The following is a 12,073-nucleotide window of genomic DNA, read 5'->3' on the forward strand; positions in this document are numbered from 1 at the left end:
CGCGCCTACTTCCGCATGACCTCGGGTTCGTGCCGCCTCAGCAGCCGGGCGACCACGTATCCGAAGACGACCGAGAGGACGACGAGCATGCCCATGTTGAGCAGCCACACGCCCGTCGAGTGCCGGAACAGCGGGTCGGCGGTCAGGTCACCCGGTACGAGCCGGGCCAGACCGACCGTGCCCGCCATCGCGCCGAGCGCCCACCGAGACGGCACCAGCCACGACAACTGCTCGATGCCGGGCACGCCGTCGAGCTTCAGCAGCGCGCCGCAGAACACGACCTGGACTATGGCGAGCAGCACGAGCAGCGGCATCGTCACCTCCTCCTTGCGCACCAGCGCGGAGACGAGGAGGCCGAGCATCATCGCCGTGAAGGCGAGCAGTGCGACGGCGAGCGTGATCTCGGCGAGGGGCGGAATGAGCACGCCCTCTCCGCCGGGCGCGTTCAGGTCGACGCCGAGCAGCGCCACCAGCGTCAGTACGACGGCCTGCAGGACGGTGATCGCGCCGAGGACGACGACCTTGGACATCAGGTACGCCGATCTGGAGAGGCCGACGGCCCGTTCGCGCTGGTAGATCACGCGTTCTTTCACCAGTTCCCGCACGGCGTTGGCCGCACCCGTCAGGACTCCGCCGACGCACAGGATGAGCAGCGCGTTCATCGCCGTCTCCTGCGTCAGTTCGCTCCCGGCCAGCGCTCGGGCCATGGCGCCCATCACGAACGGCAGGGCGATCATGATGGCGAGGAACGTCCGGTCGGCGCCGAGGGCGGCCGCGTACCGGCGCACCAGCGTGTTCAGCTGGGAGCCCCAGCTCTGGGCCTTGGGCGGCCGGGCGACCGTGCCGGTCGCGGGCGCGGCCTGCGGGAGGTGCGGCTGGGCGGTGGAGTTGACGATGTACTGCCGGTGGTGGAGGGACTCGCGGTACTGGCCCGCCCAGTCCCGGTCGTGGTCCCGTTCGAAGGCCTCGAACGCCTCGGGCCACTGTCTGTAGCCGAAGAAGTCGAGGGTCTCCTCGGGTGGCCCGTAGTAGGCCACCCGTCCGCCGGGGGCGAGCACGAGCAGCCGGTCGCAGACGTCGAGGCTGAGCACACTGTGGGTGACCACGATGACGGTCCGCCCGTCGTCGGCCAGTCCGCGCAGCATGTGCATCACGGAGCGGTCCATGCCGGGGTCGAGACCGGAGGTCGGCTCGTCGAGGAAGAGCAGGGACGGCTTGGTGAGCAGTTCGAGGGCCACGCTGACGCGCTTGCGCTGGCCGCCGGAGAGACTGTGGATGGGTTGTCCGGCACGCTGTTCCAGGCCCAGCTCACCCACGACCTCGTCGACCCGGGCCCGGCGCTCGGCCTTCGCGGTGTCCTGCGGGAAGCGCAGCTCGGCGGCGTACGCGAGGGCCCGCCGCACGGTCAGCTGGGCGTGCAGGATGTCGTCCTGCGGTACGAGGCCGATGCGCTGGCGCAGCTCGGCGTAGTCCCGGTACAGGTCGCGGCCGTCGTACAGGACCGTGCCCCGGTCGGCGGGACGCTGCCCGGTCAGGGCGTTCAGCAGTGTGGACTTTCCGGCGCCGCTGGGTCCGACGACCGCGAGCAGGCACTTCTCACCGACGGGGAAGGAGACCCGGTCGAGGAGCGTCTTGCGGCCCCGGTCGACGGCGACCGTCAGGTCCTGCACGTCGAGTGAGACCTCGCCGGTGTCGACGTACTCCTGCAGCTGGTCACCGACCAGGCAGAACGCCGAGTGGCCGATCCCGACGATGTCGCCCTCGGCGATCCCGGCGCCAGTGATGGGCTGGCCGTTGAGGAACGTGCCGTTGTGGCTGCCGAGGTCGACGATCTCGTACGTCCCGTCCGGCAGCGCGCGCAACTCCGCGTGCCGTCGGGAGACAACGAGGTCGTCGATGACCAGGTCGTTGTCGCCGCCGCGGCCGATGCGGACCGTGCGGGCGGGCAGCGGGCGCACGGTCGTGGGCTGCCGGAAGGTGCCGGTCGCGGCCGGCACGGAGACTGCGGAGGGTCGTTCGGGTGTGGGCGGGGGCCGGTCGACGAGCACGGCGCACGGGCCGTCGGCGGGGTTGCCGAAGCGGATGACGCTGCCCGGTCCGACGTCCCACTCATGGACGCGGCGGCCGTCGGCGTACGTACCGTTCGTGCTGTTCTCGTCCTCGAGCGTCCAGTGGTCGGCGTCGGGCCGCAGGATCGCGTGGTGCCAGGAGACCCTGGCGTCGTCGATGAAGATCTCGCTGAGCGGATCGCGTCCGACGTGATAGTCGTGGTCCGGGGTCATCAGCGTGGAGCCCGTCTCGGTTTCGAGGACGAGTTCGGGTACCAGCGACCGTTCTCCCATGCCTGAATTCTAGCTATTCGTCCACATGTGTGCCTGATCGGCGAGAACCGCGCCCGAGCCGCTCCAGCAGTGATCAGACAGCCGGGAGCCGACGGCCGGGGTCAGGCGGCCGGGACGGACAGGAACGGAAGGGTGCGCTGCATCCGCAGGGCGTCGACCGACTCCGCGAGCAGCTCGTACTCGGTGGTCTCGTCACTCGTGGCGATGCGGACGAGATACCCGGCGGCCAACTGGTCGGCCGCCAGCTCCTGTTCCGCGATATCGCCGCACCAGGTTCGCAGCACGCCCGGCACGTCAGGCGTGGTGTCCGCGACGGGCGCCATCGAGTTCGGCGGGAAGTACGGGGCGTCGGGGTCCGGGTCCAATCGCTCGGCGATCCATGATGCCCGGTCCCGTAACCACCACATCGCCAGCGCCAGAGTGGGCGCCCGGTACGTGCCGAGCGGTACGCCGACCCACATGCCCCCGCACACTCCGTACGCGGTGACATGGCACAGGAATTCGTCGTGCACGATAACTCCCCCATTGCATCCGCTCGCTGCGGTCCGGCCTCTCTTTCCTGCGGCTCGCTTGCCGTGCACCATGGCGCTGTTCGATCGACGGTTCTGCCCGCGGTTCCGCACGCGGTTTCCTCTGGGGTGAATGGTCCCAGCATTTAAGTATCGCAACTCCTGAAACACTGTCACCATGCCTTTCCGGCCAGTCTCCTGGCATATTCACGGCAGTGATTGGCCGAAACGACACGGCTCGTGTCCGCCCCGGCCCTCGGGCCCATTACCCGTGGGGTAATCGACGCGCGGAGCGCCGCCGGGCATGGTTGCGGTACCGGATTCCGAGGATCTCTCATCCGATTCCGAGGATCTCTCATCCGGTCCCTGACCAGCACGTACGACCTCAATGGAGGCTGATCGCCCATGCCCGCGAACCAGGATCGTTACGAGACCGCCGTCGCCCGATACTTCGAGGCCTGGAACGCCGACGAGGACGGGGCCACGGCGAAGGCCGTGGCCGCCGCCTGGGCCACGGACGGGAGCTACACCGACCCGTTCACGGATGTCAGCGGGCACGACGGGATCGCGGCCGTGATCGCCGCTACCCATGAGCAGTTCCCCGGTTTCGTCTTCCGGCCGACCGGTGCCGTGGACGGGCACCACGACATCGCCCGCTTCGGCTGGGAACTGGTCAGCACCGCGGACGGTTCGGCACCCGTCGCCGGGTTCGACGTGATCTGCCTGGACAGCGACGGGCGAATCCGGAGCGTGCACGGATTCCTGGACCGGGTGCCCGCCGGGGCGTGACGCGGCCCGCCGCGATGAGTTTTGCCTGGCTCGGTGGTCTCTTCAGTAAGGGATCACCGGGTGAAGTGGAGAAAACGATGAGCACGAAGACCGAACTGGATCAGCAATTCACCGCCGTGCTTCGGAAGAGCCCCGAAAAAGGCGGCTGGACCTATCTCACCTGGCCCGATTCCGTCGGATTCTTCGGCACCCGGGGCCTGGTCAAGGTCCGCGGGACGATCGACGGCCATCCCTTCCGGAGTTCGTTCATGGCCCTGGGCGACGGCACCCACATGCTTCCCGTGAAGGCCGCCGTGCGAAAGGCGATCGGCAAGGAGGCCGGGGACACCGTGACCGTACGACTGGAGGAACGCATTACGGACTGATTCCCTCCCCTTCGAGCTCGGGAGAGGGACACGTGGAACTCACGACAGATGCCGTTGCGGTGCCGCACCTGCACAGTCGCGCAGGTGCGGCATCCGGTGCATCCGATGCATTCGGCGCATCGGTGGAATCCGCGGTCCGAGGCCCGCAGGCCGAGGTCCGCGGGTCCGCCGGCCGCTGCCCGGCTGCCCGGCTGAGCGGCTGAGCGGCTGAGCGCATCGCAGTCGAAGCGACAGCTTCGAGGCCGGCGTGGGGGTTGGGAGTCAGGAGTTGGGAGTTACGCCGCTGCCTGCCGCACGATCTCGTCGATCCGGGCGAGCTCCTCCTCGGCGAACTCGAGGTTGCGCGTGGCCGCCACGCTGTCCTCCAGCTGCTGCGGGCTGCTGGCGCCGACCAGCGCGGAGGTGACCCGGCCGCCGCGCAGGACCCAGGCCAGCGCCATCTGGGCCAGGGACTGACCACGGGACTTCGCGATGTCGTCCAGCGCGCGCAGATGGCCGACCAGTTCATCGGTCACCTTGTCGGCGCTCAGGAAGGGGCTGTCGCTCGCGGCTCGCGAACCCTCCGGGATCCCGTCGAGGTAGCGGCCGGTGAGCAGGCCCTGCTCCAGCGGCGAGAAGGCGATGGAGCCCACCTCGAGCTCGTCGAGCGCGTCCAGGAGCCCCTCCTCGGGACGCCGGTCGAGCATCGAGTAGCGCGGCTGGTGGATCAGCAGCGGGGTGCCCAGCTCGCCCAGGATCCGGGCGGCCTCGCGGGTCTGCTCCGGCGAGTAGTTGGAGACGCCGACGTACAGCGCCTTGCCCTGCTGGACCGCCGAGTGGAGGGCGCCCATCGTCTCCTCCAGAGGGGTCTCCGGGTCGGGGCGGTGGGAGTAGAAGATGTCCACGTAGTCGAGGCCCATGCGGGCCAGGCTCTGGTCCAGCGAGGACAGCAGGTACTTGCGCGAGCCCCATTCGCCGTACGGGCCAGGCCACATCAGGTAGCCGGCCTTGGTGGAGATGATCAGCTCGTCGCGGTACGACGCGAAGTCCGCCTTCAGCGCGTCGCCGAGGGCCGACTCCGCGGCGCCGGGCGGCGGCCCGTAGTTGTTGGCCAGGTCGAAGTGGGTGACGCCCATGTCGAACGCGCGGCGCAGGATCGCTCGCTGGGTGTCCACCGGCCGGTCTGGGCCGAAGTTGTGCCACAGGCCGAGCGACAGCGCGGGCAGCTTCAGACCGCTGCGTCCGGTGCGCCGGTAGGGCATGTCCGCGTAGCGGTCGGTGTGTGCTGTGTACAACACGTGCTCCAGAGGGGTCGGTACGGAGGGGACCGGCGTTTACTCTCGCCTGTCCAGTAGGCAGCGGTCCAACAGGAGAATCGGATGGGATTCAGCGGATACGCTTCTCAATCATGGAATTGCGCCACCTACAGCACTTCGTCGCGGTCGCCGAGGACCAGCACTTTACCCGGGCAGCGGAACGGCTGATGGTGTCGCAGTCGGGTCTGTCCGCCTCGATCCGCTCCCTGGAACGGGAGCTCCGGGCTCCGCTCTTCGTCCGCACCACCCGCCGCGTCACGCTCACCGAGGCCGGCCGCGCCCTGCTGACGGAGGCGGAGCGGATTCTCGCCCAGGTCCGCGCGGCCGAGGACGCGGTGGCCGCTGTGCAGGGTGTGCTGCGGGGCACGCTCTCGTTGGGCACCGAGCAGTGCATCGCCGGAGTGCCTGTGGCCCGGCTGCTGGCCGCGTTCCGTCGGCAACACCCGGACGTGGAGATCAGGCTGCGGCAGGCGGGATCTGGCGCGCTCGCCGAGGACGTCGCCGCGGGCCGCCTCGACCTGGCCTTCGCCGTCACGACCCGCCCCGACACGGAACAGCTCCGCTGCCTGCCGCTGACCAGTGAACCGATGACGGTGCTCTGCCATCCCTCGCACCGCCTGGCGACCGGCGGCCCGGTCACGCCGTACGAGCTGGGCGGCGAGGCCTTCGTCGACTTCCACCCCGACTGGGGTCCGCGCCAGACCACCGACGCGGCCTTCGCGGCGGCGGGCGTGCGCCGGACGGTCGCGCTGGAGGTCAACGACGTACACAGCCTCCTCGACCTCGTCGAGGAGGGCCTCGGCATCGCCGTCGTACCCCACCACTTCGCCCACAAGCGGCAGGCCCTGCCGGCCCTCCCGCTCAAGGCCGACACAGAGACGCCGTACGAGACCGTCGCCATGCTCCCGCCCACGGAGGCGACCAGTCCGGCGGCGCGGGCGCTCATGGGACTGCTCGAACCGACCGACGCGTGACGCTCAGAGCGCGTACCCCGGCAGGACGACGTCCTGGATCAGGGTGTTGCGCTCGTCGAACGGGATGAACGCGCTCTTGACGGCGTTGACCGTGACCGCGCGCAGGTCGTCGAGGGTCCAGTCCGCCTCGTCGACGAGCAGGGACATCTCGCGGGTCATGGTCGTGCCGGAGACCAGGCGGTTGTCGGTGTTGAGGGTGACGCGGAAACCCAGGTCGCGCAGGTGCGTGATCGGGTGGTCGGCGATCGAAGTGGCCGCGCCCGTCTGGAGGTTGGAGGTGGGGCACATCTCCAGGGCGATACGGCGATCGCGTATCCAGCCCGCGAGGTGGCCGAGTTTGCCGTCCACGATGTCCTCGGCGATGCGGACGCCGTGGCCGATGCGCTGGGCGCCGCAGACCTGGAGGGCCTGGTGGATGCTGGGCAGGCCGTGGGCCTCGCCGGCGTGGATGGTGAAGGGGACGCTCTCGGCGCGCAGGTACTCGAAGGCGGCGAGGTGGTCGGCGGGCGGGAAGCCGTCCTCGGCGCCGGCGATGTCGAAGCCGACGACGCCCGCGTCCCGGAAGGCCACGGCCAGGTCCGCGATCTCACGGCTGCGGTCGAACATGCGCATCCCGCACAGCAGGGTCCGGACACGGACCGGGGTGCCCGCGGCCGCCGCCTTCGCCATACCGGCGGCCAGGCCCTCCTGCACGGTCTCGACGACCTCGGGCAGCGTGAGCCCGCCGTTCAGCATCAACTCGGGGGCGTAGCGGACCTCGCCGTAGACCACGCCGTCCTCGGCCAGGTCGAGGACGTACTCCTCGGCGGTCCGCAGCAGGCCCTCGCGGGTCTGCATCACGGCGAGGGTGTGCTCGAAGGTGGCGATGTAGCGGACCAGATCACCGGAGTTGGCCGCCTCGTAGTACCAGGCGGCGAGCGCGTCCGGGTCGGTGGTGGGGAGCGTGTGGCCCACCGCGTCGGCGAGTTCGACGAGTGTCGCCGGGCGGAGGCCGCCGTCGAGGTGATCGTGGAGGACGGCCTTGGGGAGGCGGCGGATGGTGTCGATGTCTATGCGGGGCTCGGTCATGCGGTGGTTCCTCGGCAGTTGTCGCAGTTGTCTGCGAGTCAGGTTGTCTGTGAGCGGTTCTCTGTGAGCGGTTGCCTGCGAGCGGTTCTCTGTGGGTGGCTACCTGTAAGTCCAGTTGTCTGGGGTAGGGCTGAGGGCCTGGCCTCGGCCGGTGCGTCGGCCGGTCCGGTGGGGCGCCGGTCGGCTACTGGGCGGAATCTTCGGTTGGAGTGGGCTGCAGCAGGTCCCACCGGTTTCCGCACAGGTCCTGGAAAACGGCGACCGAACCGTACGTCTCGTGCCGCGGCTCCTCCAGGAAGGTCACGCCCGCCGCAGTCATGCGTGCGTGGTCGCGGGCGAAGTCGTCGGTGTGCAGGAAGAAGCCCACGCGTCCGCCGGCCTGGTCGCCGACCCGGGCGCGCTGCGCCTCGTCCTTGGCCCGGGCCAGCAGGAGCGCGGCGCCGTGCCCACCGGTGCCCGGCTCCACGACGACCCAGCGGGACCCGTCGGGTCGCGGGGTGTCCTCGGTGAGCCGGAATCCGAGTGCCTCGGTGTAGAAGCGGATCGCCTCGTCGTAGTCGTCGACGACGAGGGTGACCAGGGCGATACGTTTCATCGGGGCCTCTCGGGCGGGAAGTCGGATGGCGAGGGTTATACGTAACACGCGAGGATACGGCATCGCCGGGACTGGTCTGTCGCGGTGAGCGTGTCGAGGTGGGCCCAGGGAAGCAGTCCGTCGAATCGGTCCTTGGGCCCGGCTCCCCAAAGGCCCCTGGTTGGCCCCTTGTTGGCCCTGGTTTCCCGCCCGGGGTGGGGGCCGCCTGCTGCCGCCTCACTCGCCACCTGCATGCTGGAGTCAAGATCCAGTGCCCGAGTGACAGGAGTGACCCACCAATGTCCGAGACACCCAGGTCGACCGGAGCTCCCGCCCACCAGAACCTCACCTTCCCGAGCGGCGGGACCACCGCGCACGGTTACCTGGCACTGCCGCCCGCCGGGCAGGGGCCCGGGGTGATCGTGATCCAGGAGTGGTGGGGCCTGACCGACCACATCGCGGACGTCACCGAACGCCTGGCGAGGGAGGGCTTCGTGGCGCTGGCGCCCGACCTGTACGGCGGCAACGTCGCCCACGACAGCTCCGAGGCGTTCCGCATGATGCAGGACCTGCCCGTGCCGCGCGGCGTCGAACTGCTCTCGGGTGCCGTCGACCATCTGCTCGCGATGCCCGAGGTCACCTCCGAGACCGTCGGCTCGGTCGGCTTCTGCATGGGCGGGGGCTTCGTCCTCTACCAGGCGGCCACCGACCCGCGCGTCAGCGCGGCCGTCCCGTTCTACGGCGTCATCCTGGGCGAGACGCCCGACTTCTCCGGCCTCAAGGCCCAGGTCCTCGGCCACTACGGCGAACGCGACGCCAGCATCCCCGTCGAGTCCCTCGATTCCCTGCGCGACACGATCCGCGAGCAGTCCGGCATCACCCCGGACCTCCGTGTCTACCCCGCCGACCACGCCTTCTTCAACGACGGCCGCCCCGAGGCCCACGACCCCGAGTCGTCGGCCCAGGCCTGGCGCAGCACGGTCGACTTCCTGCACGGGCAGCTGGGCTGATACGAGACAGAGTCGGCGCGACGCGGGCGGCGAGGGCGGCGAAGGACGCCCGCGTCGCACCGCTCAGCCAGCTCCGTCCACGGGTGCGGTGGCCGGGTCCGTCCATGGACGCGCTCCCGTGAACCGATCGACGACCAGTTCCCCGGAGCCGTTGTGCGAGTGTGCGCGCCCGTGAAATTCGCACGAACAGGCCGTGACAATCCCACGCCCAGCCGGTGACAGACGATGGATGTCCGTGCCCCCGGGCTCTGCCATCGTTGGAGGTGAGAGGTACCAGGTAGGCGGCCTGAACGCCCCGGCCGCCCGCCCCCCGCCCGGCACCGCCCCCCTCACTGTGAGGCAACCGCTCAGAGAGGAGAGCGCGCCCCACTGGAGGCTTCCGTGGACAAGCGGTACGAGGTGTACTGCCTCAGGGACCCATATTTCTACGATGCGCCGGCCCCTGGCCGGACGCGGGGCCGCTTTCCACAGGCTCAGCGTCAGCTCCCCGCGTCGTGGGTGCGCGAAGAACTCGACGACTGGCTGGCCTGTCGTCCCGCCGACGCGGTGCTTCCCCGGCAGGGCTGGAAGATCCACGTCTCGGCGTGTCTGGACAACGCGGCGACGATCCTGGACACGGTGTGGGACTACTGCGTCCCGCACCGCATCGCGTTCAAGTTCCTCCCCGGCCTGGACGCCCTGTTCCTCGCCAACACGAAGTACGCGCATCGCGGGTCAAGCGGGAAGTTCGTGACCATCTATCCCGCGGACGAGACCCAGTGCGAACGCGTGCTCACCGAGCTGGGCACCGTCCTCGACGGCCGGCCGGGACCGTACATACTCAGCGACCTGCGCTGGGGGGACGGTCCGCTCTACGTCAGGTACGGGGCCTTCGCCGACCGCTACTGCGTGTCGGCCGACGGTGTGCTGGAGCACGCGGTGGAGGATCCCTCCGGGCGTCTGGTGCCCGACGTGCGCGGCCCCACCTTCCAGGTGCCGGAATGGGTGCGGCTGCCTGAATTCCTCGAACCCCACCTCGCCGAGAGCCGACGAACCACCGTCACCGACCTGCCCTACCGGATCGAGAAGGCGCTGCACTTCTCCAACGGCGGCGGACTCTACGCGGGAGTGGACACGCGCACCCAGGAACGGGTTGTCCTGAAGGAGGCCCGGCCCCACGCGGGACTCACACCGGACGGCGCGGACGCCGTCACCCGGCTGGAGCGTGAGCGGGAAGCCCTGGAACGGCTGCGCGGGCTGCCCTGCTTCCCCGCGCTCCGCGATCACTTCGAACTGGGCGATCACCACTTCCTCGTCGAGGAGTTCATCGAGGGGACGAGCCTGCACGAGCAGTTCGTCAAGCGCTATCCGCTCGCCGCACTGGCCCCGGACGCGTCGGCCTTCGCCGACTACACCCCCTGGGCCCTCGACCTGTTCCGGCAGGTGGAGGACGCGGTCGCGGCGGCCCACAACCGCGGCATCGTGATCGGCGACGTACACACGGACAACGTGCTGGTCCGCCCCGACGGCAGGGTGGTGCTGATCGACTTCGAGGGCGCGTCGGACGTGGCGCACGCGCGGCAACAGGTCCTCGCAGCCCCCGGCTTCGTCGCCCCGGGAGGGACCACCGGCTTCGACATCGACCGGTACGCGCTGGCCTGTCTGCGGCTCTTCCTGTTCATGCCGCTGACCGCCATGATCGAACTCGACAGCGGCAAGGCGGGGCAGCTCGCCAGGGAGGCCGCGCGGCTGTTCCCGGTCCCCCGCCGGTTCCTCGACGAGGCCGTACGCACGGTCACCGGCGACGGCGGGATCGCGACCGGGGCGGACGACGAGCCCCGTCTGGAACCCGACCACTCCGGCTGGCTGCGCGCCAGGGATTCGATGAGCGCCGCCATCCTGGCCGCCGCCACACCCGAGCGCCGCGACCGGCTCTTCCCGGGCGACATCGAGCAGTTCACCCTTCCGGGCGGCGGCCTCGACGTGGCCCACGGCGCGGCGGGTGTGCTGTACAGGCTCGACGTGACGGGCGCCGGTCGCCACCCCGACCACGAGGACTGGCTGATCCGGCACGCGCTCCACCCGGAACCCGGCACCCGCCTCGGCTTCTACGAAGGCATGCACGGCGTCGCGTACGTCCTCGAACACCTCGGGCACCATGAGGAGGCCGTCAAGGTCCTCGACATGTGCCTCGGCGAACGCTGGGAAGGGCTGTCTCCCGACCTCAAGGGCGGCCTGTCCGGCATCGGGCTCAACCTGTTGCACTTCGCCACCACCACCGGCGACACCACGTGCCTCGACACCGCGCACCGAGTGGCGGAAGCTGTCGCCGACGGCCTCGGCCCGGCCGACGGCGTGCCGGAGATCAGCGGCGGCGCCCACCCGAGAGCGGGCCTGATGTACGGATCGTCCGGGCCCGCGCTGCTGTTCCTGCGCCTGTACGAGCACGGCGGCGACCCGGCGTATCTCGACCTGGCCGCCACCGCGCTGCGCCAGGACCTGCGCCGCTGCCTCCTGAGCGAGGAGGGGTCGATGGAGGTGAACGAGGGCTACCGCACCATGCCCTACCTCGCCGACGGCAGCGTGGGCATCGGCATGGTCCTCGACGGCTACCTGGCCCACCGGGCCGACGAGGAGTTCTCGTCCGCCGCCGACGCGATCCGCAAGGCTGCCAGGGCGCCCTTCTACATCGAACCCGGGCTCTTCGACGGTCTCGCCGGGATGATCCTCCACCTCAGCCGCCCGCACCCGCCAGGCACGGCCGCTGTGCGGGACCCGGTGACAGCGGACCACGTACGCCATCTCGCCCGCCACGCCTGCCTGCTCGACGGCCGACTGGCCTTCCCGGGCGAGCAGTTGATGCGGCTGTCCATGGATCTGGCCACCGGCGGCGCGGGCGTCCTGCTCGCCCTGGGTGCCGCCTTCCACTCCCGGCCTGTCGGGCTGCCGTTCCTGACACCGGGCCTGCCCGCCCATGAACTCCCCGTCCCTACGCGCATACGAGAAAGGAGGTGAGAACCTATGTCGCTCCTCGAACTTCAAGGCCTGACCATCGAGCCGGAGAACGGACACGGACCGCCCAAGGGCAGCCGGGCAAGCAAGTGGTGCGGAGGCGGCGGAGGCAGCTTCCTCAGCCTCCTGCTCTGTCACTAGTCCCGACCACCGCGG

The 12,073-nt window shown here is 70.0% G+C and carries 11 protein-coding genes; 6 read left to right on the forward strand and 5 right to left on the reverse strand.

What is annotated here, in order from left to right; translation table 11 throughout:
* Positions 1-5 precede the first annotated feature (5 nt).
* On the reverse strand, positions 6-2,342 hold the full coding sequence (locus ACTWQR_RS17810; protein ID WP_443228063.1) for an FHA domain-containing protein: 2,337 nt from the start codon (positions 2,340-2,342) through the stop codon (positions 6-8).
* 101 nt (positions 2,343-2,443) lie between these two features.
* Positions 2,444-2,854, reverse strand: a complete 411-nt coding sequence (locus ACTWQR_RS17815) for a hypothetical protein (protein WP_443228064.1) — start codon at positions 2,852-2,854, stop codon at positions 2,444-2,446.
* A 402-nt stretch (positions 2,855-3,256) separates the two neighbouring features.
* Here ACTWQR_RS17815 and ACTWQR_RS17820 point away from each other — a divergent pair, with 402 nt between their 5' ends.
* Both ACTWQR_RS17820 and ACTWQR_RS17825 read left to right on the forward strand, forming a co-directional pair.
* A complete protein-coding gene (locus ACTWQR_RS17820) occupies positions 3,257-3,640 on the forward strand; it encodes a nuclear transport factor 2 family protein (RefSeq protein WP_443228065.1) in 384 nt (127 codons plus the stop codon).
* Positions 3,641-3,717: 77 nt separating this feature from the next.
* On the forward strand, positions 3,718-4,005 hold the full coding sequence (locus ACTWQR_RS17825) for a DUF1905 domain-containing protein (RefSeq protein WP_443228066.1): 288 nt from the start codon (positions 3,718-3,720) through the stop codon (positions 4,003-4,005).
* Between the two features lie 275 nt (positions 4,006-4,280).
* On the opposite strand, the gene mgrA is transcribed toward ACTWQR_RS17825, so the two are convergent.
* On the reverse strand, positions 4,281-5,279 hold the full coding sequence (mgrA, locus tag ACTWQR_RS17830; protein WP_443228067.1) for an L-glyceraldehyde 3-phosphate reductase: 999 nt from the start codon (positions 5,277-5,279) through the stop codon (positions 4,281-4,283).
* A gap of 113 nt (positions 5,280-5,392) precedes the next feature.
* Between mgrA and ACTWQR_RS17835 the strand changes: the two genes are divergently transcribed.
* Positions 5,393-6,274, forward strand: a complete 882-nt coding sequence (locus ACTWQR_RS17835; protein ID WP_443228068.1) for a LysR family transcriptional regulator — start codon at positions 5,393-5,395, stop codon at positions 6,272-6,274.
* Positions 6,275-6,277: 3 nt separating this feature from the next.
* Here the strand turns inward: ACTWQR_RS17835 and ACTWQR_RS17840 are convergent, their stop codons facing one another.
* Positions 6,278-7,342, reverse strand: coding sequence for an adenosine deaminase (locus ACTWQR_RS17840; RefSeq protein ID WP_443228069.1), 1,065 nt, complete (start codon positions 7,340-7,342; stop codon positions 6,278-6,280).
* 184 nt (positions 7,343-7,526) lie between these two features.
* On the reverse strand, positions 7,527-7,937 hold the full coding sequence (locus tag ACTWQR_RS17845; RefSeq protein ID WP_443228070.1) for a VOC family protein: 411 nt from the start codon (positions 7,935-7,937) through the stop codon (positions 7,527-7,529).
* A 278-nt stretch (positions 7,938-8,215) separates the two neighbouring features.
* Here ACTWQR_RS17845 and ACTWQR_RS17850 point away from each other — a divergent pair, with 278 nt between their 5' ends.
* The 3 genes from ACTWQR_RS17850 (at position 8,216) to ACTWQR_RS17860 (ending at position 12,058) form a co-directional block, all read left to right on the forward strand.
* Positions 8,216-8,926, forward strand: a complete 711-nt coding sequence (locus ACTWQR_RS17850) for a dienelactone hydrolase family protein (RefSeq protein ID WP_443228071.1) — start codon at positions 8,216-8,218, stop codon at positions 8,924-8,926.
* A 381-nt stretch (positions 8,927-9,307) separates the two neighbouring features.
* Positions 9,308-11,920, forward strand: coding sequence for a class III lanthionine synthetase LanKC (lanKC, locus tag ACTWQR_RS17855; RefSeq protein WP_443228072.1), 2,613 nt, complete (start codon positions 9,308-9,310; stop codon positions 11,918-11,920).
* A gap of 6 nt (positions 11,921-11,926) precedes the next feature.
* Positions 11,927-12,058 carry a SapB/AmfS family lanthipeptide gene (locus ACTWQR_RS17860; RefSeq protein WP_443228073.1) on the forward strand — a complete coding sequence of 44 codons (132 nt, stop codon included), beginning with the start codon at positions 11,927-11,929 and terminating at the stop codon, positions 12,056-12,058.
* Positions 12,059-12,073 lie beyond the last annotated feature (15 nt).

It is taken from the genome of Streptomyces sp. 2A115 (assembly GCF_052245575.1).
Taxonomy (GTDB): domain Bacteria; phylum Actinomycetota; class Actinomycetes; order Streptomycetales; family Streptomycetaceae; genus Streptomyces.

What these genes read in the sequence shown, in the direction of transcription:
- ACTWQR_RS17810 (WP_443228063.1), bottom strand. Translation starts at nt 2,342, where the DNA reads ATGGGAGAACGGTCGCTGGTACCCGAACTCGTCCTCGAAACCGAGACG.
- ACTWQR_RS17820 (WP_443228065.1), top strand. Translation starts at nt 3,257, where the DNA reads ATGCCCGCGAACCAGGATCGTTACGAGACCGCCGTCGCCCGATACTTC.
- ACTWQR_RS17825 (WP_443228066.1), top strand. Translation starts at nt 3,718, where the DNA reads ATGAGCACGAAGACCGAACTGGATCAGCAATTCACCGCCGTGCTTCGG.
- ACTWQR_RS17835 (WP_443228068.1), top strand. Translation starts at nt 5,393, where the DNA reads ATGGAATTGCGCCACCTACAGCACTTCGTCGCGGTCGCCGAGGACCAG.
- ACTWQR_RS17840 (WP_443228069.1), bottom strand. Translation starts at nt 7,342, where the DNA reads ATGACCGAGCCCCGCATAGACATCGACACCATCCGCCGCCTCCCCAAG.
- ACTWQR_RS17845 (WP_443228070.1), bottom strand. Translation starts at nt 7,937, where the DNA reads ATGAAACGTATCGCCCTGGTCACCCTCGTCGTCGACGACTACGACGAG.
- ACTWQR_RS17850 (WP_443228071.1), top strand. Translation starts at nt 8,216, where the DNA reads ATGTCCGAGACACCCAGGTCGACCGGAGCTCCCGCCCACCAGAACCTC.
- ACTWQR_RS17860 (WP_443228073.1), top strand. Translation starts at nt 11,927, where the DNA reads ATGTCGCTCCTCGAACTTCAAGGCCTGACCATCGAGCCGGAGAACGGA.